Annotated in this window: 29 protein-coding genes; 22 read left to right on the top strand and 7 right to left on the bottom strand. The window is 40.7% G+C overall.

Annotation, left to right across the window (positions count from 1 at the left end; all coding sequences use genetic code 11):
* Positions 1–29 precede the first annotated feature (29 nt).
* A complete protein-coding gene (locus tag ACZ5XX_RS02495) occupies positions 30–236 on the bottom strand; it encodes a hypothetical protein (protein WP_464585289.1) in 207 nt (68 codons plus the stop codon).
* 722 nt (positions 237–958) lie between these two features.
* On the opposite strand from ACZ5XX_RS02495, the gene ACZ5XX_RS02490 reads away from it, so the two are divergent.
* The 4 genes from ACZ5XX_RS02490 to ACZ5XX_RS02475 all read left to right on the top strand — a co-directional run bounded on the left by ACZ5XX_RS02490 (position 959) and on the right by ACZ5XX_RS02475 (position 2,770).
* Positions 959–1,759, top strand: coding sequence for a DUF3800 domain-containing protein (locus ACZ5XX_RS02490; RefSeq protein ID WP_464585287.1), 801 nt, complete (start codon positions 959–961; stop codon positions 1,757–1,759).
* 145 nt (positions 1,760–1,904) lie between these two features.
* Positions 1,905–2,102, top strand: coding sequence for a hypothetical protein (locus tag ACZ5XX_RS02485; protein WP_464585285.1), 198 nt, complete (start codon positions 1,905–1,907; stop codon positions 2,100–2,102).
* 163 nt (positions 2,103–2,265) lie between these two features.
* On the top strand, positions 2,266–2,571 hold the full coding sequence (locus ACZ5XX_RS02480) for a nuclease-related domain-containing protein (protein WP_464585284.1): 306 nt from the start codon (positions 2,266–2,268) through the stop codon (positions 2,569–2,571).
* Positions 2,513–2,770: a hypothetical protein gene (locus ACZ5XX_RS02475; protein ID WP_464585282.1), complete on the top strand. Its 258-nt coding sequence runs from the start codon at positions 2,513–2,515 to the stop codon at positions 2,768–2,770. Before ACZ5XX_RS02480 ends, ACZ5XX_RS02475 begins: the two co-directional genes overlap by 59 nt.
* A gap of 626 nt (positions 2,771–3,396) precedes the next feature.
* Here ACZ5XX_RS02475 and ACZ5XX_RS02470 read toward each other — a convergent pair.
* Positions 3,397–3,678: a hypothetical protein gene (locus ACZ5XX_RS02470; protein WP_464585280.1), complete on the bottom strand. Its 282-nt coding sequence runs from the start codon at positions 3,676–3,678 to the stop codon at positions 3,397–3,399.
* A gap of 244 nt (positions 3,679–3,922) precedes the next feature.
* Positions 3,923–4,084: a hypothetical protein gene (locus ACZ5XX_RS02465; RefSeq protein ID WP_464585278.1), complete on the bottom strand. Its 162-nt coding sequence runs from the start codon at positions 4,082–4,084 to the stop codon at positions 3,923–3,925.
* Positions 4,085–4,149: 65 nt separating this feature from the next.
* Between ACZ5XX_RS02465 and ACZ5XX_RS02460 the strand changes: the two genes are divergently transcribed.
* From ACZ5XX_RS02460 to ACZ5XX_RS02415, 10 genes are all read left to right on the top strand, one after another.
* Positions 4,150–4,320: a hypothetical protein gene (locus ACZ5XX_RS02460; protein WP_464585276.1), complete on the top strand. Its 171-nt coding sequence runs from the start codon at positions 4,150–4,152 to the stop codon at positions 4,318–4,320.
* A 15-nt stretch (positions 4,321–4,335) separates the two neighbouring features.
* Positions 4,336–4,791: a hypothetical protein gene (locus ACZ5XX_RS02455; protein WP_464585274.1), complete on the top strand. Its 456-nt coding sequence runs from the start codon at positions 4,336–4,338 to the stop codon at positions 4,789–4,791.
* Positions 4,792–4,994: 203 nt separating this feature from the next.
* Complete coding sequence (locus ACZ5XX_RS02450; protein WP_464585271.1) at positions 4,995–5,426, top strand: hypothetical protein; 432 nt, start codon at positions 4,995–4,997, stop codon at positions 5,424–5,426.
* The gene (locus ACZ5XX_RS02445; RefSeq protein ID WP_464585269.1) at positions 5,404–5,937 is read left to right on the top strand and encodes a hypothetical protein; all 534 of its coding nucleotides are present in this window, start codon (positions 5,404–5,406) and stop codon (positions 5,935–5,937) included. Before ACZ5XX_RS02450 ends, ACZ5XX_RS02445 begins: the two co-directional genes overlap by 23 nt.
* Before the next feature lie 52 nt (positions 5,938–5,989).
* Positions 5,990–6,496 carry a hypothetical protein gene (locus tag ACZ5XX_RS02440; protein ID WP_464585267.1) on the top strand — a complete coding sequence of 169 codons (507 nt, stop codon included), beginning with the start codon at positions 5,990–5,992 and terminating at the stop codon, positions 6,494–6,496.
* Between the two features lie 78 nt (positions 6,497–6,574).
* Positions 6,575–7,099 carry a hypothetical protein gene (locus tag ACZ5XX_RS02435; RefSeq protein WP_464585265.1) on the top strand — a complete coding sequence of 175 codons (525 nt, stop codon included), beginning with the start codon at positions 6,575–6,577 and terminating at the stop codon, positions 7,097–7,099.
* A gap of 203 nt (positions 7,100–7,302) precedes the next feature.
* Positions 7,303–7,674 (top strand): hypothetical protein, encoded by a 372-nt coding sequence (locus ACZ5XX_RS02430; RefSeq protein WP_464585263.1) that lies wholly within the window; start codon positions 7,303–7,305, stop codon positions 7,672–7,674.
* Between the two features lie 67 nt (positions 7,675–7,741).
* On the top strand, positions 7,742–8,260 hold the full coding sequence (locus ACZ5XX_RS02425) for a hypothetical protein (RefSeq protein WP_464585261.1): 519 nt from the start codon (positions 7,742–7,744) through the stop codon (positions 8,258–8,260).
* A 54-nt stretch (positions 8,261–8,314) separates the two neighbouring features.
* Positions 8,315–8,758 carry a hypothetical protein gene (locus ACZ5XX_RS02420; RefSeq protein WP_464585259.1) on the top strand — a complete coding sequence of 148 codons (444 nt, stop codon included), beginning with the start codon at positions 8,315–8,317 and terminating at the stop codon, positions 8,756–8,758.
* Between the two features lie 441 nt (positions 8,759–9,199).
* On the top strand, positions 9,200–9,448 hold the full coding sequence (locus ACZ5XX_RS02415; RefSeq protein ID WP_464585256.1) for a hypothetical protein: 249 nt from the start codon (positions 9,200–9,202) through the stop codon (positions 9,446–9,448).
* 305 nt (positions 9,449–9,753) lie between these two features.
* Here the strand turns inward: ACZ5XX_RS02415 and ACZ5XX_RS02410 are convergent, their stop codons facing one another.
* Entirely contained in the window at positions 9,754–10,014 is a 261-nt protein-coding gene (locus tag ACZ5XX_RS02410) for a hypothetical protein (RefSeq protein WP_464585254.1), read from the bottom strand.
* 86 nt (positions 10,015–10,100) lie between these two features.
* Between ACZ5XX_RS02410 and hcp the strand changes: the two genes are divergently transcribed.
* Positions 10,101–11,582, top strand: coding sequence for a hydroxylamine reductase (gene hcp, locus ACZ5XX_RS02405; protein WP_464585252.1), 1,482 nt, complete (start codon positions 10,101–10,103; stop codon positions 11,580–11,582).
* 14 nt (positions 11,583–11,596) lie between these two features.
* Positions 11,597–11,929, top strand: a complete 333-nt coding sequence (locus ACZ5XX_RS02400) for a cupin domain-containing protein (RefSeq protein ID WP_464585250.1) — start codon at positions 11,597–11,599, stop codon at positions 11,927–11,929.
* Here ACZ5XX_RS02400 and ACZ5XX_RS02395 read toward each other — a convergent pair.
* Complete coding sequence (locus ACZ5XX_RS02395) at positions 11,898–13,154, bottom strand: MgtC/SapB family protein (RefSeq protein ID WP_464585248.1); 1,257 nt, start codon at positions 13,152–13,154, stop codon at positions 11,898–11,900. The two genes, ACZ5XX_RS02400 and ACZ5XX_RS02395, sit on opposite strands and share 32 nt — an antisense overlap.
* Positions 13,155–13,226: 72 nt before the next feature.
* Here ACZ5XX_RS02395 and ilvD point away from each other — a divergent pair, with 72 nt between their 5' ends.
* From ilvD to argS, 3 genes are read left to right on the top strand one after another with little or no spacing between them, the layout of a single operon-like run.
* A complete protein-coding gene (ilvD, locus tag ACZ5XX_RS02390; protein WP_464585246.1) occupies positions 13,227–14,879 on the top strand; it encodes a dihydroxy-acid dehydratase in 1,653 nt (550 codons plus the stop codon).
* A gap of 14 nt (positions 14,880–14,893) precedes the next feature.
* Positions 14,894–15,316 carry a signal peptidase I gene (locus tag ACZ5XX_RS02385; RefSeq protein ID WP_464585244.1) on the top strand — a complete coding sequence of 141 codons (423 nt, stop codon included), beginning with the start codon at positions 14,894–14,896 and terminating at the stop codon, positions 15,314–15,316.
* A gap of 16 nt (positions 15,317–15,332) precedes the next feature.
* The gene (gene argS, locus ACZ5XX_RS02380) at positions 15,333–17,015 is read left to right on the top strand and encodes an arginine--tRNA ligase (RefSeq protein ID WP_464585242.1); all 1,683 of its coding nucleotides are present in this window, start codon (positions 15,333–15,335) and stop codon (positions 17,013–17,015) included.
* 8 nt (positions 17,016–17,023) lie between these two features.
* On the opposite strand, the gene argF is transcribed toward argS, so the two are convergent.
* Positions 17,024–17,923, bottom strand: a complete 900-nt coding sequence (gene argF / locus ACZ5XX_RS02375; RefSeq protein WP_464585240.1) for an ornithine carbamoyltransferase — start codon at positions 17,921–17,923, stop codon at positions 17,024–17,026.
* Between the two features lie 19 nt (positions 17,924–17,942).
* Positions 17,943–19,253, bottom strand: coding sequence for a phosphoribosylamine--glycine ligase (gene purD / locus ACZ5XX_RS02370; protein ID WP_464585237.1), 1,311 nt, complete (start codon positions 19,251–19,253; stop codon positions 17,943–17,945).
* Positions 19,254–19,379: 126 nt separating this feature from the next.
* Here purD and ACZ5XX_RS02365 point away from each other — a divergent pair, with 126 nt between their 5' ends.
* From ACZ5XX_RS02365 to ilvC, 3 genes are read left to right on the top strand one after another with little or no spacing between them, the layout of a single operon-like run.
* Positions 19,380–21,098 (top strand): acetolactate synthase large subunit, encoded by a 1,719-nt coding sequence (locus ACZ5XX_RS02365; protein ID WP_464586157.1) that lies wholly within the window; start codon positions 19,380–19,382, stop codon positions 21,096–21,098.
* A 3-nt stretch (positions 21,099–21,101) separates the two neighbouring features.
* A complete protein-coding gene (gene ilvN / locus ACZ5XX_RS02360; protein ID WP_464585235.1) occupies positions 21,102–21,599 on the top strand; it encodes an acetolactate synthase small subunit in 498 nt (165 codons plus the stop codon).
* Between the two features lie 23 nt (positions 21,600–21,622).
* A complete protein-coding gene (gene ilvC / locus ACZ5XX_RS02355) occupies positions 21,623–22,609 on the top strand; it encodes a ketol-acid reductoisomerase (protein WP_464585233.1) in 987 nt (328 codons plus the stop codon).
* The last annotated feature ends 3 nt before the right edge of the window (positions 22,610–22,612 follow it).

Below are 22,612 nucleotides of genomic sequence, written 5' to 3'. Positions count from 1 at the left end.
ACTCTGCAACCACGTCCCCACCAGATTGATCAAAGGCTTGTTTTTTCTACTTCCCCATCATCTTCGAAACTTTCATCGAAGTCTTCTACATTATCTGCATCGTCTTCAAGACCTTCATCAAGGTCTATTAACTCTATATCCTCGTCGTTTTCTTGTGCCGTTACTGTGTCCGCACCAATGGCCGCGCCAAGTACACACAACAATAACAATGTGACCAGCGCATTTTTTACTCTCAAAGCCTTCACCTCCAAATTTTATAGTAATATATTATCATAAAATAGTATTATATAGTTTTGGGCCCAAAATGAAGAGAACTTCACCAAAACAAATAATCCCGCGCACGGAGCGTAAGCGGAGGGGCGCGGACTATTCATAGGGTGAGTGAGGATGGAATATTGTTTATATTATGTTCCAGGGAAAGCCTGCATACATAGGCGAGGCCATTCAAAAAACTGGATTTTTTCTTATGTAACAATTACACTTATATACATGTTACATAAGACAAGTAGATGATACAAAAGAGCTGGCCATTGATGGTCAAATTTCCTTGAACTGGAAAACACAATTTCTGCTTTGACAAGAAACTGCACTTGTAATAGGGGGCCGAGTCGTTCACGGCCTCTTTTGTGCTTATTGCAGGAATTGGTGCTTTACAGTTTTCAGAAAGAAAAAATGCCAAGGTCGTGAACAACATTACTTTACTTACGGGTGGTTACGAGCTCGTTGTGAAAAACAGGAAGCTTTTGGTTATCCTTTGCAACAAATTTAGATATTGAGCTCATATTTTACCCATCTACCTTTTATTCTCATGTGAAAAATGGGCTCCCTCCAGTGGGCTCATTTTCAAATCCATTATTTTTTGTTATAGATCAGAATTGTCCATCGAATCGGAAAAATTTTATCTTAGAGTTTGGTTCATATCTTATTGTAGGTTGGATAGCCCATTATAGGTGTTAAGATGGAATATCTAGAATATTGCGGTTGGTCAGATGAATCCAGCCATAATGTGGGGAGATTTAGAGCAATTGGGATGATAAGCCATCCATACGATATGACAAATGAACTTGAAGAGAATATAAACAAAATTATTGCTAATTTCTGTGATGGAGAAGAATTGAAATGGGCCAAAATCAACAACTTTAAATTCGAAGCATATAAAAATATTATAAATTATTTTTTGGAAGATTTAGATCCAGAACAAATTCGCGTGGATGTTTTAAGGTGGGACACTGAAAACAGCCGTCATAACATACAGAAGCGCGACGATAACAAAAATTTGCAGATGATGTACTATAAACTTTTTAAAGACGTTGCATTTCGTTGGCCACATGGAAAATGGAACTTCTTTCTTGATGAAAACGAAATCATTAATTGTGATGAATTAAAACGTTATTTGGGTAAAAGCAGGGTGAATATAAAAACCATCAAAGAAGTGAATTCTAAGGACAATCCTTTGATTCAAGTGGCAGATTTTTTTACAGGAATGAGTGTTTTTTCTAAAAAGAATTTTAAGAATCTCAACCGATATAAAGATCCCCATCAGAAAAGGCTGGTCCCTTTGGAAGATAATGACCTCTCTAAAAAGTATAAATTGCGCTGTGAAATCATTAATTATTTTTACAAAAAATGCAAGGATCTGAAAAAGGGCGTAAGCCTTAAAAGTGGGGAAGGACTATGGACACCAAATCCTAAAAATACTAACCTAAATTTCTGGCATTATGAGCCACAGGTTGAAGAAGACAAGGCGCCTACAAAGTAACTTATAATAATTTGTTGTTATAGTGAGAGGAATTATTAAGAAGCCATTCCAAGGAAATTTTCAGAAATATAAGCATATGACCTACTCACAAACTCATGGTTTAAATGTGAGTTTATCAAAATGCATGTGTAAGGGTGTGGTTCTGATGCCCTATCAAGTATGTGATAGTTGTGACATTCTTTATCCCATATCTGAGGACGAGGAAGTATTTGAATTTTGTAGGTGTGATGGTAATCTCAGGTACTATGGGAGTCTTCTTGAATATTTCGAGGATGTGGAAGGATCAGAGCTTGTGAGAAAGGTTATAAGGTTGCAAAGGACTTACACTGAACAAAGCTTATGATTATAGGTTAATAGAGATAATAGGGGCGTTTATGGGTATAATAGGCTTTGGCTGATAAACGGGTTTTTATTGGCCATTCTTAGCGTCTTTGCAGGGATCATGATATTTTTATATGGTATGAAAGAGGGGTATAGTTGGAGGAGGGGGATTAAAAGGAAAAAAAGTGGTAAATGGATTCTTAGAAAGGTTATCTCAAGGTTATTTTGTTTTTTGTGATGTGAAATTACCTGGGAGCAAAGGGAATGTTGATAATGTGGTAATTGGACCAAACGGGATCTTCGTAGTTGAAACTAAGAATTATACCGGAGAATATTTCATAGAAGGAGACAGTTGGTACATGAAAAAAGGCAGCCCACTAACACAAAGACTGATAAAGATACACAAAAGCCCTGGCAAACAGGCCAAATCCAATGCAAAAAAACTTAAGAGACTTTTTAACAGGAGAGATAAGCACCTACGGACCCTCTAAACCATGGGTCCATGCTATTGTCGTTCTCGTAGGCCAAAAACCAAAAACAGTGAAAACAGAATACTACACAATTCTACAACCCCACGAAGTGATAGACTTTATCATAAAAAAGAAAGGAAGACTCACAAGGGATTTCGAGGAAGAATCCATAGAATCAGTCGCCTATTACAGCAAACAAATCTCATTCTATGCCCCCTAAAAACCTCCTCTAATCCCAAATCTTTAATCCTCCCCCTCTTATTTACCTTTGAAACTGTGTCCAGCAAATGAAGGCCCTCTAATAAGCCTGCATTGACCTAATGTTTGTATCATTGTAAAATATTGCAAGACTTTCCAAAAATCTCTGGACAAGGGATAGAATCACCACGAGCCTTGCGGGAAGCGGCTTTTTGTAAAGGCTTGCAGGAAACACGGTCTCTAATGCTTTAGCAGGAAAGTGAGAACATTTGCTGGCTCCTGCAAATGCCTATCCTCTTTTTTGTGTTAATCATGGTTATCAGAAAGCGCCTGGCTACCAGGAAGATAAAAATGAGAGTAGGACGTGAGTGTCGTGTTAGTAACTTCGATGCATGATTTCCACGCTCTCACCTCTCCAGTCTTCTTTTGAGCAAAAGACGGTTTCTCAGTGCTTTTCGAAATGTTAGTGAAAAGTCAGCACCGGTTCAGCAGCAAGTCAGTGGATCTTAATCATCACTCCATGATTTTTGCCTCTCCGACCTTCTTCTGAAAAAAGGAGACCTATCTGCGGTTTTATGGATGCTAGTAGCCGGTCAGTCTACTGACTGGCTCGAGAAAAAAGAATTAAAAAATGGAGGATCCTTCAGTCTATTTTTTCACTTTTAACGATCTTATGATGTCTTCGGCAATATCTTTAACGTTAGGTCTTCCTTCCAAGAATGTTACCATAAAAACCATTCCGTTTTTCTGGAACACATACGATCTGAAACCTCCCCCGCTGTATACGTCGCATTCCACTCCATCAATATTCTCGCTTGGCAGCTGAACACTGAGAAGCGAACGTATGTTTTCAATTTCTTGAAGGGTTCTGTTCGTGTAGACGTCGATTATTACACAATCAAGGGGCATTGCATTGCTGCCGATGACCACCACTTCACTCTCCCCCAAGGGCCCTGAATTTGAATGGTTTACAATGTCCCAGTCATGTGGATATTGGAAGCTTATGTATGTGCCGTCAAAAGTCTTTGGTAAGGTGTACCATGCCGCCAGAATAACCAAAACACATATTAAGATGGCGACCAAAATTTTCCACGACATAATAAAACCACCATCACACCACCATATAATATAAAACAAAGGCATTTTTCACGTATATCTCTTGTGATATTGGTAATTATCGCAACAGGCTAAAGGCCCCCGCTTTGCGATCCAAGACCATCAGGGCTTTTCTCTCCCCCGAGATAAGTTTCTCGTTTCCTGCACCGGCTTCTAAGGCTTTGTTTTCCCTTTCTTCTTTGATGTTCTTTTCTTCGTTAAATCCATCTATAACGAACAAAAAACACCAGACCAGACCAAAAATATAAATGTAAAGACCAACATACACCACATCATACCAAAGAAATGAGAAAAGGAGAAGAACCAAAAATGGAAGAAAAACTCTCATTTGTAGCCAGGGTCAAAACAAACTACCGAATCACGGTTCCGAAGCCAGTGCGAGACGCATTAGACCTAAAAGAACAGGAAATCGTTCAAATCCACATAAGAAAGATAAAAAAGGCCAAACAAAAATAAAGGAGGTGTAGGGTTGTGTCTTGGAAAAGCGTGCTCGCTATCATAGCGATCATCTTAGTAGCAGCAGTAGCAGTGATGGGCTACCAAGCGTTGACCGCAACAAAGACCTTCAACGGCCAATACATGACCTTCAAATACCCTGAAAGCTGGGAAGTCCGTGCCCATAATCCTCCAGGCGACATTGATGAACATGAGCACGTGATGATCCAGGAGAAAGAGGAGCCAATCGGCCGCATCTTAGCTGTTAACGCATACGCTAATGCCAGCCTAGAGGATATTGAGGCTAATGTCACCGGATCGGGGCCTTTAGAGGAAACAATCGGGGATGTGCACTGTATCACATACTACGATGATTCCACTAGGTTAAAGTCCTACATTTTCCAGAAGAACGGAAGAACTTTCTTGGTGGTGTGCAGCGTCACATATACTGGGGTCGCTGAGGACATCATAAAATCAATAAAACCAAAATAGAAGTCAAAAAGTAAAAGAAGGAGCCTTAGAGCAAGAAATAGAAGAATTCTGCGACTCGCAAAGGAAGAAACAAGAACAAAAGACTTTAAACTTCATTTAGTTATGAAGTTCATCATCTGTAGGGTGGCTACCCCCCCAGATAATAAGTTTATTAAGATATAGCAGTCATATACAACTTTAGTCAGGCAAAGGTGGTGCCACTAATGGATAAAGCAACAAAAATCCTCATTGTGGCATGCTTTATCCTAGTCGGGGCCTTAGCATTCACCACAGGAATGCTCATCAACATCTGGAAGGAAAATTTGCCAACCTCATATGACACATTGAACAAAACCGTTAACCACACAAGCCCTGATAATGCAACTGACAATGGCAAAAGCTCCACGCTCAAGCGGGATGAGTATGGACGCCCCATCTGTCCGTACTGTGGTATTAGTTGTTCAGCACCCATCAAAATACCATATCTCCTCGACGAAAACGGAATACTACATAGAGCATGCTACGCATCATGCCCAAATTGCGGCTACAGAGTCTACGTCGGTGAAGAGACAACCAATCTCGCCGGGGCACCCGAAAACGTGCTTGAATCATGGCGGGAGGAGATCAGAGCAAATGGAGGTGAAGTCTATTATTGAAAAAAAGACCCTCCTAAAAATAGCGGTCATTATATTAGTGGTTGCTGTGGCTGTGGCGGGTTACATCACCTACAAGAACTACAGAATGGCACAAATGGACAAATACGTTATACAAGCGAATCAATTGGTAGACGAGTTCAATAGAACCCGGGAAGAAGCTAACACATACGCTGAAGAAGGTGATATAGACAAGGCAATTATTAAAGTGGATAAAGCGATAAAAGAACTAAAAGAGATGATATCACTCGCGGAAAAGGCTTATCAGTATGCTGACGGCCCATACAAAGAAGTGATAGGACTACTCATAGAAAGGGATCAGTTGATACTACAAGGCTTGGAGTCATGGAGAAGCAGGCTAGAATACATAAAGGAAGGCGATTATGCTAGCGCATGGGAACTTAAAGACCAAGAAAAAGACATAATTACAGAAATAGAGAAAATCGAGGCTAGGAAAGAAGCTATCAAGTCAAAACATCCTGATGTCAAACAACACATAGAAAGCAAATGGTAACCCTTGAAACTTAAATATAGTTATGAATAGTCATCCCCAGGGGGACTTTATTATGCCATCAAATAAACTTGCCTGGCTTGCCATTTGCATAATATTCCTCCTCGCCATTTCAACATCAGGCTGCATCGGGAGCAAAAGGGCATACAATGGTACATACATGTCATTCGAATACCCCGAAGACTGGAATATCACAAAGCCTGTATTTCTTGATCGTGGAGAGATAGAAGAGCGTGAATGTGTAGGTATCAGAAGCGAAGACGGGTTCATAGGAGTTGCCGCTTATAAACGTGCTAGCCTAGAAGACATTGAATCAATATGGATAGCAGGGATGATGATGCAAGGACCTGATATAGAGATAAGCGGGCCTGAGTACAAGACAATTGACGGAGTACATTGCACCATATACACTGAACGTATGTACAAAGGTAGCAGCCTTATCCCTAAATTTATAGATAAACACTACTTTTTCCAGAAGGATGGGAGGACTTTCGCGATCCGCTGCAATATCGAAGTTGATGATGTTGCTGAGGACATCATAAAATCAATAAAACCAAAATAGAAGTCAAAAAATAAAAGAAGGAAATATCATACCTCTTAATAGCAAAAACATAGGAGGTTTGTTTTGGGCATGTCTCTCTTGAAAGCTGCAGGAGTCTTCCTCTTGATTTGTTGCCTTCTTATCGGAGCGGCAGCAATATATAATGCTCTGACTCCTTCAGAAACTCCCGAGGAACCTTCAGAAACTTCCGATGACGATTACATGATACCCTCAGGCGGCTACTTCAACGGCAAATATATGACGTTCCAGTGCCCTGTCACCTTGACTGTTTGTGAACACCTAACTGAATATAGGGGCATGGAGGAGTTCGTGCTTCTTTCAGGTGCAGATACGGGCATAGAAGTTGTAACTGCTAGCGACACTTTGGATATCTACAAAGTTATGAAACGCTTATTTGGGTTCGACGAAGAGTCCACAGATATATATGCAGATTATCTTGGGGAAGAAGTAATAGATGGGGTAAGTTGCAAGCGTTACCATACTGCGAACGACGATGAAATCTTCATCTTTAGTAAAGGTGGGAAGTCTTTCGCGGTGATACTGTACTATCCAGCTTCGGAAGAACACGCCAAAGACATCATAAAATCAATAAAACCAAAATAGAAGTCAAAAAGTAAAAGAAGGAGCCTTAGAGCAAGAAATAGAAGAATTCTGCGACTCGCAAAGGAAGAAACAAGAACAAAAGACTTTAAACTTCATTTAGTTATGAAGTTCATCATCTGTAGGGTGGCTACCCCCCCAGATAATAAGTTTATTAAGATATAGCAGTCATATACAACTTTAGTCAGGCAAAGGTGGTGCCACTAATGGATAAAACAACAAAAATCCTCCTTGTGGCATGCTTCATCCTAGTCGGGGCCTTAGCATTCACCACAGGAATGCTCATCAACATCCAAAAAGAGATTCCTATCCCAATACAAGGTAATAAGACAAACACAACCAACAAAACAAGCATAGCTGGCAATAGTACGGGCGTGAGCAATACACCAGAGCAAAGTACTGAAGAGAGCCTAGGTGAAAGGTCCGGTTCAGGTCATCATATAGTAGGACCTGTGTACTATGTCTATGATGATGAAATCACCCATGATTGGGTGGCCTGGTACTATGACGTGGATACAGGAGAATACTTTTCAGAATATGAGCATTGGGATCCAAAAGCAGGATGCTACCATGACTAAAAAATCTTCTTGCATAGAATGAAGACCTTGACAACAGAGCAAATATTCAAGATTATATGGTGTGGCTATGATTGAAAAAAAGACCCTCCTAAAAATAGCGGTTGTTGTATTAGTGGTTGCTGTGGCTGTGGCGGGTTACATCACCTACAAGAACTACAGAATGTCGCAGATGGACAAATACATGATACAAGCAGCTAAAATTTGCGATGAAGAGAACAGAACCGTAGCTGAAGCTCTTCTATATTATGAAAGAGGCGATATGGACGAAGCTATTATTAAATTCGATGAGGCTATCAAAGAGGGAGAAGAAGTGATTTCACTCCAAGGAAAAGCTTATCAGTATGCTGACGGCCCATACAAAGAAATAATAAAACTGCTCATAGAAAGAAACCAACTAGTCTCAAAGAACCAAGAATTATGGAGAAGTATAGCAATGTGCGTAAAAGAAGGCGATTATGATGGCGCATGGGATCTTAAGCATCAATCAGATGATATAACCGCGGAAATTAACAAAATCGAGGCTAGGATAGAAGCTATCAAGTCAAGACATCCTGATGTCAAAGAGCACATAGAAAGCAAATGGTAACCCTTGAAACTTAAATATAATTATGCTAATAGTCATCCCCAGGGGAACTTTATCATGCCATCAAATAAACTTGCCTGGCTTGCCATTTGCATAATATTCCTCCTCGCCATTTCAACATCAGGATGCATCGGGGGCAAAAAGACTTACGACAGCGAATATATGACCTTTGAATACCCAGAAGACTGGAGCATTGAAACAAGTGTAAGTCATGGAGCTGCTGGTGAAGATGTAATTCTCGCAAACGAATATGGAGACAGAGTAGCTATTATGGCTTGTACGAATGAGACTCTCCAAACACTAGAAAAGGCTACTGCAGAGGATTTGAATGCTGGTCGGTTAAAAAAGGAAACATTTAACGGTGTAGAATGCAGCATATATGAAGGGGAAGGTCTAAGATACTATGTTTTCCAGAAGGACGGGACAGTTTTCACTGTAATGTGCAATCTTGATGCCAAAGATGTTGCCGAGGATATCATAAAATCAATAAAACCAAAATAGAAGAATTTCCACGACTCCCGCCAAACAAAATAGCCGAGGGGGGCAAATGAGGGAATAACAGGAAAGCCTTGAATTTTTCTCTTTCTCCTTTTTTCAAGGTTAGAAAATGTGAAAAGCCTGCCTCACGCTTTTTTTGTAACGCTTTTGCTGTAATAATATAATGAGGAAAATCAACTTTTTCACCTTATAGCCATGAACGAGGAGCAAATCCACCGAGACGCCTGGAATCTCTATTTTGAGCTTCGACAGCAGGGTAAATCAAAGAGCGAGGCTGTAGCAGGAGCAGCATCGGAGTGTGGTCGGAGCGAATCCACAATTTGGGAGTGGAAAAAGAAGTTTAATTGGGATGAGAGAGAATCTATCCGAGCCGCTACGATTAATCAGAAAGTCGAGGAGCGGTTAAACGAGCAATTAGTTGACCTTAAGGTTCAATATCTGAAATTGCTTAACGATCTTATTTTTGAAGTGCTGGAGGAACGTCGGAGTAAGTCCAGAGACGCGGTCAAAATCAAGTCAATCCCAGACCTGGAACGTGTAATTAACATGGCACTCCTCCTCATCGGCGAAATAGGCGAAGAGAGAACAGAAGAAAAAGAAGAAGCAGAATACGACACAGAACTCCTCCAAGAGATCGGCAGAAAGCTCATAGAAGAACGAAAGAAGAGACGAGGCCACGACCACCTTCATTAAATATCTCAACCTGAGCGTCTCCCAAAAACCAGAACCGCAGAAGTCGACGGAGCTGCGAAACTAAGACAAGAAGAGGAAGAAAAAAGAGAAAGAAAAGAAAAAATCGGAGAAAGCAAGGCTGGCCCCATCAGCGTCCTCAAAGCACTCATAAAAGCCGCAGAGAAAAAATAGACACGTACAATTCTCCCCTTTTCTCCTTTTTTTGTTTTTGTTTTGAAGAATATGGATGAGCCAGATGGGTGCTGGAACCTTTGATATTCTATCTTCATACATTTTCATAAGTTTTTTCTGCCTTTTCGAATATCTTATCTATTTTTTTCTTTGAATTTGATATCACTTCCCTTGGAGGGATTACATGATATTTTAAAGTTTAACTTTCTCGATTTCAATAAACCCTTTACTTTCAAGGGATCTGAAAATATCATAAATGCGGATCCTAGAACTTTCGATTTTTGACTTATTTCAGTGGCAATGGCTAATATGAGCGAATTCAAGGTTATATACGCGTTTGATTCATGTTCTATCAATCCGATTATTTTAAAAGCTTCTTTTATTGCCTTATCCATTAGTCCCCATAGTCCTATTTTACAGTCCTTTAGTGACAAAAATTACTTACGCTTATAATCCAATATTATCTCTTTAGGTGAAAAATATGAAATATCGTTGCAAAGTATGTGATTACATCTATGACCCTGAAAAGGGCGACCCTACCCAGGGTATAAAACCGGGCACAAGTTTTGATGAATTACCCGCAGACTGGAAATGTCCAATATGTAATGTGGGTAAAGAGCAATTCGAACCATTAAAGGAAGAAAAGCCCCGGACAAGGGTCGAAGACATCCAAATGTTCTGCTACCAATGTTCCCAGACAGTGAGGGGGAAAGCTTGCACCATAAGAGGTGTCTGTGGAAAAGAACCCACAGTAGCAAGACTCCAAGACAACCTCCTATTCGCAATAAAAGGAATCTCAGCCTACCTTTATCATGCACGAGAACTAGGATATACAGATAAAGAAATAGATGCATTCCTTGAAAAAGGATTCTACTCCACCCTCACAAATGTCAACTTCGACCCTGAAGAATTCATAAAACTCGCACTCGAAGCAGGACAGATGAACATAAAAACAATGAAACTCCTCAAAAGAGCGCACATAGACAATTATGGCGAACCAGAACCCACAAAAGTAAAGGTCGGAGCATCAACAGGACCTGGAATCATAGTAACAGGACACAGTTTAAAAGCACTAGAAGAATTACTAAAACAGACAAAGGACACGAACATAAATATTTATACCCATTCAGAGCTTCTACCAGCTCATGGTTATCCAGGCTTGAAAAAATATGAAAACCTCAAAGGACAACTTGGAGGTCCATGGTTCGATCAAAAAGAAACATTTTCAAGGTATCAAGTGGCAATACTTGGAACATCAAACTGTGTTCTACTCCCAAAAGACGAATACAAGGATAGAATGTTCACTTGCGGAGTTGCAAAACTCCCAGGAGTAAAATACATCAAAAATTATGATTTCGCACCGTTAATTGAAAAAGCCCTGGAACTACCCGAACTCAAAGAAGAAAGTAAAAAAATAACATTTACAACTGGTTTTGGAGCTTCAACTATACTATCATTGGCTGATAAGATAAAAGAACTTGTAGAAGATGGTGAAATTAGAAGATTTTTCCTTGTTGGTGGCTGCGACTCACCACTCCCAAAGGCAAAATATTACAGAGAATTCGTAAATAAACTTCCAGAGGATACCATCGTACTAACATTAGCCTGTGGAAAATATCGATTCAATGACATGAACCTAGGAGATATCCAAGGCATACCACGACTAATAGACCTCGGACAATGCAATGACGCCATAGTAGCAATAGAAATCGTAGAATCCCTCAGCAAATTATTCAACATGGAGATCAACGAGCTCCCACTCAGCATAGTTCTAAGTTGGATGGAACAAAAGGCAACAGCCATACTCTGGAGCCTACTCGCACTAAACATGAAGGAGATATATATTGGCCCAATACTCCCAGGTTGGGCTAATGAAGACATCTTAAAATTCCTAGTTGAAAACTACAATCTAAAACTTATAAGCTCCCCAGAAAAGGATATGAAAGAAATGCTAAAAATTTAAACCCGGTGTGAAAAATGGAAAAACTGAAAGGAAAAGTTCTAAAGCTGCAAGAACTTATAGATTATCAAGAAGGTGCAGTAGTAAGCCGTGAAATTATAAGACGGGATACAGGTACAGTTACAATATTCGCTTTCGACAAAGGCCAAGGTTTAAGTGAACATACAGCGCCCTTCGATGCCATGGTTCAAATCATTGATGGTAAAGCCGAGATAACAATAAGTGGCGAAAAACATGTCCTAGAAGCTGGTGAAATGATAATAATGCCAGCCAACGAACCACACGCACTATATGCCATAGAACCATACAAGATGATCCTCACCATGATAAAATCACGACAGGCAAAGTAATAATTATTAACAATCCCACGAATATCATAGAAGCGAACACCATTCCTATTTTCTTTCCGAAGTTTTTAGTGCCCAATAAGAACGCTATCCCAAGTTTCACCAAGGTATTTGAAATACTTGCAAGTGTTATGGTGATTGTAGCAGTATATGATGATATCATATTATTTTTAGAAAGTAGAGCCATACTGACGGTGATTGCGTCAACATCAGCAACACCAGATACTATACCAGCCGCATAAACTCCCATATTACCCATATAATTGTTCGCAGCCTTTGATATGAATAATATTATCATGAAGAGGGCTCCGAATATGAAAGCTGGCCTTAAGGAAAATGGGTTTTTCAATTTTACCTCTGATTTCACATTTTCATGTGAAGTTCTAAGGAGAGTCAAACCTAATGATATTCCAAAAATCCCCATTGTAAAAAGTGGCGGTGAAAGGAGTGTTAACAGACTAGGATTTATCACCATGACTTCGAATAATATCCTGAAAAACATCATGGAACTCGCAACAACAGACGCGAATACAGCAGCTTTCAGCACGCTTTCAGATTCTTTCACTCGCCCTGCCATGGCTGTTACAACTGCAGTACTTGATACAAGGCCTCCCATGATCCCTGTAACACTAAGACCCATCTCCGGGCCTATTATTTTCATGGCAATATATCCTGCATAGCTTATACCCGATATAAAAACAACCATTAACCATATCTGGTACGGATTAAAAACATGGAAAGGGCCAATATAAGTGTTAGGGAGCAAAGGCAATATTACAAATGCGACCACAAGAAACTTTAGGGTGTCTATCATCTCTCTTTCGCTTATACGGCGGGCGAAGAGGTGCAAATACTTCTTAAGTGCGAGCAATGCTGTTATGATGATCGCTATAATCGGTGCAAACTTGTAACCCTCACCAGATGCGCAAATGGCGCCAAGAACAAACGTAAGGAGAGCTGCAACTTCACTTGTAAGCCCAATATCACCATCATCCTTTGTACTCATAATATAACCTGCGAATATAAGGGAGACAAGTCCTATAAATGCTACAAGCAAAAAATATGGGAAAGTTTCCGAAACAAAAACTGATAATGTCCCTAAGAGCGCCATTAACATAAAAGTCCTTATACCCGCAAATTCTGCACCCTTCCTCCTCCTTTCCCTTTCAATGCCAATGAGGGCCCCGATGCCAAGGGATATTAAGACTCTTAAAATTAAAGATTCCATACCATTAATTATTTACCATCACCCTATATATTTATAAATCTACAACAGCTAAAACCTTAGGTGGATTTTCTTATGAGAAGTGATGAGATTAAAAAGGGATTTGAAAGAGCCCCTCACCGTTCACTCTTAAGAGCTTGTGGCATGACAAATGAAGATTTTGAAAAACCATTCATTGGGATAGCAAACAGCTACACTGACATAGTACCAGGACACCTCCACCTTAAAAAGTTGGCAGAAGCCGTAAAAGCTGGTGTGAACCAAGCTGGTGGCGTCCCGTTCGAATTCCATACCATGGCTATCTGTGATGGTATAGCAATGAACCATGATGGAATGCGTTATTCTCTCGCCTCAAGGGAAATAGTGGCTGATACTGTTGAGAGCATGATCCAAGCACACAAATTGGATGGTCTAGTACTCCTTTCATCTTGTGACAAAATAGTACCAGGGATGCTGATGGCCGCTGCTAGACTTAACATCCCAAGTATAGTTGTCACAGGAGGGCCCATGTTACCTGGGGAATGTCAGGGAAAAAATGTTGATCTTATAGACGTATATGAGGGTGTTGGCGCTTTTTCGAAGGGTTTGATAAGCCGTGAAGTCCTAGATGAATTAGAAAGATGTGCATGTCCAGGGCCTGGTTCATGCGCGGGTCTTTTCACGGCCAATAGTATGGCTTGTCTTACTGAAGCTCTTGGTATGAGTCTTCCTGGTTGCGCCACAGCCCATGCAGTGGATTCTAAGAAGTTACATGTTGCACGTCTTTCAGGAGAAAGGATTGTTGAAATGGTGAAAGAAGATCTTCGACCAGCGGATATAATGAGCCAGAAAGCCTTTGAAAATGCAATTGCGGTAGATGTTGCATTGGGAGGTTCAACAAATACCACACTCCATTTGCCGGCGATTGCAGCAGAACTTGATGATGTTGATGTTAAACTTGATTTGTTTGATGAGTTAAGTAGAAAGATTCCACATATAGCCTCAATATCTCCTGCAAGCGAAAATCATATGATAGATTTGGAAAAGGCTGGTGGTATACCAGCCGTGCTCAAAGTTCTGGAAAAGAAAATAAACCTAGATGTGATTACATGCACAGGTAAGACATTAAGGGAGAATATAAAGGATGCAAAGGTGAAAAATCCGAATATTATAAGGTCATTAGATGATCCAATACACGAAGAGGGTGGGATAGCTATTTTAAAGGGTAATTTAGCCCCTCGTGGATCGGTGGTTAAACAGGCGGCAGTCGCGGAAGACATGTTAATTTATAAAGGAAGTGTGAAAGTATTTAACAGCGAAGAAGAATGCGTCAAAGCAATCTTTGGCGGGGAAATAGAAGAAGGAGATATTGTAGTTATAAGATATGAGGGTCCTAAGGGTGGTCCAGGTATGAGAGAAATGCTCAATCCAACTTCTGCCATCGCAGGGATGGGATTAGAAAGAGTAGCCCTTATAACAGATGGAAGATTTTCTGGAGGTACTAGAGGACCATGTATAGGACATGTATCCCCAGAAGCTGCTGAATACGGTCCAATCGCGGCCCTAGAAGATGGTGATATAGTAAAAATAGACATCCCCAGAAGAAGATTAGATGTTGAACTTTCATCTGATGAGATAAAAGATAGAATCTCCAAATCTAGACAACCAACACGTAAAGTTAAAGGATGGCTTAAAAGATACCAGAAACTTGCAACTTCAGCTGATAAAGGCGCAATATTAAAGGGATGAGTAGGTGAATAAGGTTGAAAGATCATCTAGAACTAGTAACATACATTGTAATATTATTAGCGGCTTTAATACTTTCACAGCACATGAATGTCGTTGTTTCAGGTAGCATGGAGCCAGTATTTTACCGTGGAGACATTGTTATAGTCGAGAAAAGCGACTTCTTCGGTCTCCAAGAATTCAATCCATTGGATGTTAAAAAAGGGGATATCATAATATATAATGCTAATTGGTTCCCCGAGCCTGTTATACACAGGATTATAGATATCAAGGAGGATGAAAATGGAGTATATTATATAACCAAGGGTGATAACAATCCCGTCCCAGACCCTGAAAAGGTAAGACCATCACAAGTAACAGCCCGCGTAATCAAAATAGACAATCACCTCCTCATAATACCTAAGATAGGATACATAACCTTGTGGATAAAAGGATTATAGAAACAACGGTGAATCAATGATAAAAGTAGCGGAAAAATTGGCAAGAAAATCGTTAAAAAAAGCCTTCTCGGTCCTTGATTATCCTCTGGTTGATATAAGGTTTGAAGAACCCCCCAGCCCCGAACTAGGGGATCTTGCAACAACAATATCATTCGAACTTGCAAGCAAATTAAAAAAGAACCCTGTTGAAATCAGCAAAACCATAATAGAAGTGGTGGATTTACCCCCCCTCTTTGAAAAGGTAGAAGCAAAGGGCCCCTATATAAACTTTTTTATAGATTATCAGAGTTTTTCAAGGGAACTATTAGATTCTATAGATGATGATTATGGCAGATCACCCAAGAAAAATGAAAAAGTCATCATAGAGCACACTTCTGCCAACCCCAACGGACCACTACACATTGGACATATAAGAAACGCCATTATAGGAGATTCGCTCGCAAAGATACTTAAATTTGCAGGTTATAGTGTTGAAACCCAATATTATGTGAATGATATGGGCAGACAAATAGCTATGATAGTATGGGGTCTTCTAAGTCTCGAAAAAAGCTTAGAGGATTATCCAGGGGATAAATGGGATCATAAAATCGGCAGATTATACTTCGAGGTCAACCAGCGCCTTGAGAAGAATCCAAGATTAAAGGATGAGATTGATGAACTTATAAGATCCTATGAAAATGGCAAACTAAAGACCATATTCCAAGAAGCTGTTGAAAAGTGTCTGCAGGGTATAAAAGATACGCTCAGAGAACTCCATATTAAACATGACAAATTTGTCTGGGAAAGCAAATTTGTAAGGGACGGATCAGTGCAACATATCCTTGAAAAACTGAAAAAGACCAATTACATCCAAGAAGATGATATCCTATACCTAGACTTAGAAGATTTTGGCATAGATAAAGAGCTCATATTAACCCGCTCAGATGGCACTTCACTTTACTCCACGAGGGACATCGCATACCACCTATACAAATCAAATAATTGCGATATAGTCATTGACATTTTAGGATCTGACCATAAATTAGCAGTTAAACAAATAGAGGCGGCCATGGAATTACTCGGCGGTAAAAAACCAGAAGTTATATTCTATGAATTCATAACGCTCCCGGAAGGTTCAATGTCCACCCGTAGGGGTGTTTTCGTATCAGTGGACGATCTCATAGATGAAGCCAAATCACGGGCGGTCAAAGAAATAAAAAAGAGAAGAAAAGACTTAAAAAGAGAAGAAATTGAGGATATCGCCGATAAGATAGGTGTGGGGGCTATAAGATATTATATTGCAAAATTATCCCCAGAGAAACATCTCGTCTTCAAATGGGATGAGGCATTAAATTTTGAAATGGGCTGCGCATCAATTCAATATGCCCATGCAAGGGCATGCAAATTACTCAAAAAAGCCTTATTTAATGATGATATTAAAATAGAAAAGAAATGGTCACCAAATGAAATAGAAAGGGACGTTATAAGATTACTAGCTAAATTTCCGTGGGTTGTTGAGGAATCTGCAAAAACTAGACGGGTTCATTTAATAGCTCAATACCTGCAAGAACTTGCAAATGCATTTAACAAATTCTACAAGTTCACACCAGTAATCGGCTCAGAGTTTGAGGGAGCACGCCTCATCATAGTTGACAGGGTCAAGAAAACCATCAGAAACGGGCTTAAACTCCTTGGGATAGAAGCCCCTACCATGATGTGATGAGGGACTCATCTTATTAGCCAATACATGATAGCCTTCTGTGCATGGAGCCTATTCTCTGCCTGGTCCCATACTACTGAATTCGGACCGTCAATCACATCAGACGTTGTCTCCTGGCCTCTTTTCGCTGGTAAACAATGCATAAATATGGCGTCAGCCTTCGCATGATCCATCAAATCCTTGTTAACCTGATATGGTCTGAATGCTTTTAATCTTTCTTCTGTTTCATTTTCACGTCCCATGCTAACCCATACATCAGTATAGACAACATCAGCCCCGGCCACGGCCTCGTATGGGTCATTGGTTACCTTTATCATGGATTGGCCACGGGCAATCTCTTCAGCTTTCTTCACTATCACCTTATTTGGTTCATAGCCCTTTGGTGAAGCGACATAAATGTCCATTCCAAGGATTGCCGATATCAAAATTAGGGAATTGCAAACGTTGTTACCATCACCTATAAATGCTAATTTGCGGTTGAAATCTCCTTTATATTCCCTTATGGTTTGCATGTCTGCGAGTGTTTGGCATGGATGTTCAAGATCTGTTAAACCGTTAATTACTGGTACTGATGCGTTCTCAGCCAACTCTATAACATCTTGGTGCCTGAATGCCCTTATCATTATGGCGTCGACGTATCTGCTCAGCGTTCGTGCTGTATCTGCTATGGGTTCACCTCTTCCTAGTTGCAAGTCCTGGGCTGATAAATAGAGTGGTGTTCCCCCTAATTGGCTCATTCCCACCTCAAATGATACTCTTGTCCTTGTCGAGGCTTTCTCAAATACCATAGCCATATATTTGTCCTTTAATGGTTTTCCTTTTATCAAACCGTTTTTGAATTTATCTGCAAGGTCTAGAAGGTATTCTACTTTGCCTTTCATGTCACATACTGATATTAAATGCCTCATTTTTATTCTCCAAATGTCATTATTTTATCTGTTTGATATGATTGATCCTTTTTTGGATGAGTTCTCTTGTCCCGATATCTCTTCGATGATATACATCTCCTTTAACGAACTTTGTGGCGTTTTCACATGTTTTTTCTGCTGTGTAGATGTCCTCTGCTAATGCAACTAGTGCCACAGCCCGTGATGATGTCGTGTATATCCTACCGTCCTTTTCATTCACTGAAGCATAATAGATGTCAGCCCCCTCACTTTTTATCCTTTTTTCATCTATTTCCAATGGTTTTCCAGCTTCACCCTTCTCAGGGTACCCCTTAGGCACTATGTATTTGCAGACTGTTGCTAATTTTTTGAACTTGGCGGTTTTTAGGTTGGTGTTGATTATCCCTTCGCATATGTTGACCATGTTAGTTTCGAGTAATGGTAGGACATTCATGGCTTCCGGGTCTCCGAAGCGGGCGTTGTATTCTATAATGCGTGGTCCGTCATGGGTTAACATAAACTGTCCATATAATATACCCTTATATGGGCCCACCTCCTTATTTAGAGCCTCTATGGTTTTTCTCATTATTTTCACTGCCTGGTCATATTCTTTCTTTCCTAGGAATGGTAATAGTCCGTTTTTATCTGAGTAGGATCCCATGCCCCCTGTTATTGGTCCTTGATCGCCTTCGAATGCGTGTGGATGGTCTTGGACTGCTGGCATGGGGACTAATTTTTCACCATCAGAGAATGCTTGGAGGGTGAACTCTTCTCCAGTGACTTTTTCTTCGATAACAACCCTTGATTGGCCGCCGATTTTTTCCTCTATCACCTGTTTAGCATACTTTTTCGCTTCTTCATTGTCTTTTAAGTGTTCTCCTACGATCTTAACGCCTTTGCCCCCTGTGAGCCCAACAGGCTTTACCACAGCCTCGCCTTCAAACTCGTCCAAGAATTGGCTAACCTCCTGGTAATTGTCAAATACTCGGTATTGGAGTGAGCCTGGTATCCTGTATTTTTCGAAAAGTATTCGCATGAATGCTTTGTCAGTTTCTATCTTGGCAGCTTCGGCTGTGGGGCCTACTGCTTCAATTTCAGCGGCGAGTAGCTTATCTACTATGCCCTTTTCTAGTGGGGCTTCTGGCCCGATGAATGCCATATCAATATTTTTTTCGATTGCAAAACTTTTAACCTTTTCAGTGTCTGTTTCATCTCCTAATTTGAAACCTTTCACGATACGCGCTATCCCAGGATTTTTGTTGCTCATGAAAGAATAAATTTCGGCTTCGTCTTCTAGTGATCTGCATATGGCATGTTCTCGCGCTCCGGTACCCACTACCAAGATCTTCATGGGTTAATCCCCCCTCCTAACAAATAAGATTAGTTTTATTTTTTAGTTATTTATATAAAGTTGCAAGATTATAAGCATATATCATTAATAATAATGATAAAAAATGGTGTACTCAAAGGTGTTCCTATGAACGGAGGACAAGCAATAGTCCAGGCACTTCTAGATGAAGGAGTAGAAACAGTATTCGGATATCCAGGAGGGGCGGTGCTCCCATTATATGATGTACTATATGATTCAGAACTCAAACACATCCTGGTAAGACATGAACAATGCGCGGCACATGCAGCAGATGGATATGCCAGAGCCTCAGGTAAAGTGGGCGTATGCATGGCCACATCAGGTCCCGGGGCAACAAACCTCGTAACAGGAATCGCAACAGCCTACATGGATTCATCACCCCTGATAGCGATAGCAGGACAAGTCGCAACTCAACTCATCGGTAACGACGCATTCCAGGAAGTGGACATGCTCGGCATAACAATGCCCATCACAAAACACAGCTTCAGGCCAACCAACCCAAACGACATACCACGGATAATAAAATCAAGCTTCAAAATAGCAAAAACAGGAAGACCAGGACCCGTTGTAATAGATCTTCCAAAGGATATACAAGAAGCTGAATTAGATAAATACATAGACAAACCGTTTAAATTACCAGGATATAAACCCACATTAAAAGGCCACCCACTACAGATAAAAAAGGCTGCAGATGCTATCTTAAACGCAAAAAGGCCTGTTATATTAGCCGGTGGGGGCGTCATAATATCCGGCGCGTCAAAAGAACTTAAAGAGTTAGCAAATATTATAAAAGCCCCAGTAACAACAACACTCCTAGGGAAAGGCTCATTCCCAGAAGACCACCCATACTCACTTGGAATGCTAGGCATGCATGGTAGAAAAGCCGCAAACTTAACAGTACACGAATGCGACTGCCTAATAGCAATAGGATGCAGATTCTCAGATCGTACAACCGGGAACATAGCAGAATTCGCACCAAACGCTAAAATAATACACATCGACATAGACCCAGCAGAAATAGGTAAAAACATAGAAGTAGATATACCAATCGTCGGCGACGCCAAAAAAGTCCTCCAAGACATCCTAAAAATACTAAAAAAGGGGAATATAAACTCGGAAAAGGAAGAATGGCTCGAAAAAACCATAAAGTTCCGCAACAAATGCATGCCAAGAATAACATTCGAAAAAGAAACCCCACTAAAACCTCAACAGGTCATAAAAGAAATAATGGAAACCATAGATGATAACACAATTGTAACAACAGATGTTGGCCAGAACCAGATGTGGATGGCTCACTTCTACACCTCAAAGAAGCCCAGGAAATTCATATCATCAGGCGGCCTTGGGACGATGGGTTTCGGGTTTCCAGCCGCTATGGGGGCGAAAATGGCCCTGCCAGAAGAAAATGTGGTGGCAGTATGCGGCGACGGCGGATTCCTCATGGTATCACAAGACCTCGCAACCCTCAGAGAATATGATATACCCATTACAATCTGTATCATGGACAACCGACACCTTGGAATGGTGGCGCAGTGGCAAAGACTGTTCTACGATGAGAGAATGTCACACACACACCTCGGAGAAGTACCAGATTTTGTCAAACTAGCAGAAGCATACAATATAGAAGCTGAAAGAGTGGAAAAACCCGGAGAAGTTAAAGAAGCCTTAAAAAGGGCTATAAATTCCGGTGACCCCACCATTATCGATATCGTTATAGATCCTATGGAGATACTCCCAATGGTGCCCCCTGGCTGTGGGCTCACGGAAATAGTGGGCGAATATAAAGTAGAAACAAAACCCATCAAAGAGGGGAAAGTGGAGGAATGAACAATGGAAGTTAAAACCCATATAATTAGCACCATAGTCGAACACAAACCAGGGGTATTACAGAGGGTGTCAGGATTGTTCACAAGGAGAGGTTTCAACATTGAAAGCATAACAGTTGGGGAATCTGAAACCCCAGGGCTCGCCCGCATGACAATCATAGCAAAAGGTGATGATAAGCTCCTAGAACAACTAACAAAACAATTAAACAAACTAATCGATGTCATTAAAGTAAGGGACCTTGAACCCACAAACATAGTCCAAAGAGAACTCTGCCTCATAAAAGTCCACGCCCCCGAAGAAAGAGCAAGATCAGAGATAATACAATATGCAAACATCTTCCGCGGAAGAATAGTTGACGTGAGCACAGAAACCCTAACCGTGGAGATTACAGGGGACACCAACAAGATAGATGCATTCATAGAACTCATGACAGGCTTCGGCATAAAAGAATTGGCAAGAACAGGCCCCACAGCAATGTCCAGAGGCTCCAAGACAATATAAATAAAATTGGAGGAGGATTGAATATGAAAATCTATTACGAAAATGACATAGAAATGGATGTGATAGCTGATAAAAAGATAGCAGTCATAGGATATGGTAGCCAAGGAAGAGCACAAGCCAGAAACATGGCCGATAGCGGACTAAACGTGATAGTGGGTGTGAGGAGCGGTGGAAGTTCATGGAATATGGCAAAAAAGGATGGTATGAATGTTATGACAATAGAGGATGCTTCAAGGGAAGCCGACATCGTACATATTCTCATACCTGATGAAATACAAGCAACAGTCTATGAACAGTCAATAGAACCATATTTAACAGAAGGAAACACCATATCATTTTCACACGGGTACAACATCCACTACGGGTACATAAAAGCCCCACGGGGAGTTAACGTTACAATGATAGCACCAAAGGGTCCTGGGGCCATGGTCAGAAGAACATACTTGGAAGGTTTCGGAATACCCGGACTAGTGGCGGTTGAAGTTGACGCAACAGGAGAAGCGCTTGAAATAGCCCTCGCAATGGGTAAAGCTTGTGGATTCGCGAGAGCAGGGATACTAGAAACAACTTTCAAGGAGGAGACCGAAACAGACCTTTTCGGTGAACAAACCGTCCTCTGTGGTGGTGTCACAGAACTCATAAAAACAGCCTTCGAAACTCTGGTGGAGGCAGGCTACCAACCAGAACTAGCATACTTCGAAACATGCCACGAACTAAAATTAATAGTAGACCTCATATATGAAAAAGGATTCACTGGAATGTGGAAAAATGTCAGCAACACCGCAGAGTTCGGAGGCCTCACAAGACGCTCAAGAATAATCACCCCAGACACAAAAAAAGAAATGGAAAAGATTTTAGAAGAGATCCAAAAAGGTGAATTCGCAAAAGAATGGACACTAGAGAACAAAGCCGGCAGGCCAATGTTAAAAAGAATGCGAGAACTTGAAGCAGGGTTAAAGATTGAAAAAATAGGATCCAAACTGCGAAAACTTTGCGGTCTACAAAGATAAGGT

This window comes from Methanothermobacter crinale, from assembly GCF_055397825.1.
Note: the sequence above shows the minus strand (reverse complement) of the source record. Positions and strands in the feature narration are given on the sequence as shown.

Coding starts and splice junctions, on each gene's coding strand:
- ACZ5XX_RS02490 (WP_464585287.1), top strand. CDS start 959: ATGGAATATCTAGAATATTGCGGTTGGTCAGATGAATCCAGCCATAAT.
- ACZ5XX_RS02485 (WP_464585285.1), top strand. CDS start 1,905: ATGCCCTATCAAGTATGTGATAGTTGTGACATTCTTTATCCCATATCT.
- ACZ5XX_RS02475 (WP_464585282.1), top strand. CDS start 2,513: ATGCAAAAAAACTTAAGAGACTTTTTAACAGGAGAGATAAGCACCTAC.
- ACZ5XX_RS02460 (WP_464585276.1), top strand. CDS start 4,150: ATGAGAAAAGGAGAAGAACCAAAAATGGAAGAAAAACTCTCATTTGTA.
- ACZ5XX_RS02450 (WP_464585271.1), top strand. CDS start 4,995: ATGGATAAAGCAACAAAAATCCTCATTGTGGCATGCTTTATCCTAGTC.
- ACZ5XX_RS02445 (WP_464585269.1), top strand. CDS start 5,404: ATGGAGGTGAAGTCTATTATTGAAAAAAAGACCCTCCTAAAAATAGCG.
- ACZ5XX_RS02440 (WP_464585267.1), top strand. CDS start 5,990: ATGCCATCAAATAAACTTGCCTGGCTTGCCATTTGCATAATATTCCTC.
- ACZ5XX_RS02430 (WP_464585263.1), top strand. CDS start 7,303: ATGGATAAAACAACAAAAATCCTCCTTGTGGCATGCTTCATCCTAGTC.
- ACZ5XX_RS02425 (WP_464585261.1), top strand. CDS start 7,742: ATGATTGAAAAAAAGACCCTCCTAAAAATAGCGGTTGTTGTATTAGTG.
- ACZ5XX_RS02420 (WP_464585259.1), top strand. CDS start 8,315: ATGCCATCAAATAAACTTGCCTGGCTTGCCATTTGCATAATATTCCTC.
- ACZ5XX_RS02410 (WP_464585254.1), bottom strand. CDS start 10,014: ATGGATAAGGCAATAAAAGAAGCTTTTAAAATAATCGGATTGATAGAA.
- hcp (WP_464585252.1), top strand. CDS start 10,101: ATGAAATATCGTTGCAAAGTATGTGATTACATCTATGACCCTGAAAAG.
- ACZ5XX_RS02400 (WP_464585250.1), top strand. CDS start 11,597: ATGGAAAAACTGAAAGGAAAAGTTCTAAAGCTGCAAGAACTTATAGAT.
- ACZ5XX_RS02395 (WP_464585248.1), bottom strand. CDS start 13,154: ATGGAATCTTTAATTTTAAGAGTCTTAATATCCCTTGGCATCGGGGCC.
- ilvD (WP_464585246.1), top strand. CDS start 13,227: ATGAGAAGTGATGAGATTAAAAAGGGATTTGAAAGAGCCCCTCACCGT.
- argS (WP_464585242.1), top strand. CDS start 15,333: ATGATAAAAGTAGCGGAAAAATTGGCAAGAAAATCGTTAAAAAAAGCC.
- argF (WP_464585240.1), bottom strand. CDS start 17,923: ATGAGGCATTTAATATCAGTATGTGACATGAAAGGCAAAGTAGAATAC.
- purD (WP_464585237.1), bottom strand. CDS start 19,253: ATGAAGATCTTGGTAGTGGGTACCGGAGCGCGAGAACATGCCATATGC.
- ACZ5XX_RS02365 (WP_464586157.1), top strand. CDS start 19,380: ATGAACGGAGGACAAGCAATAGTCCAGGCACTTCTAGATGAAGGAGTA.
- ilvN (WP_464585235.1), top strand. CDS start 21,102: ATGGAAGTTAAAACCCATATAATTAGCACCATAGTCGAACACAAACCA.
- ilvC (WP_464585233.1), top strand. CDS start 21,623: ATGAAAATCTATTACGAAAATGACATAGAAATGGATGTGATAGCTGAT.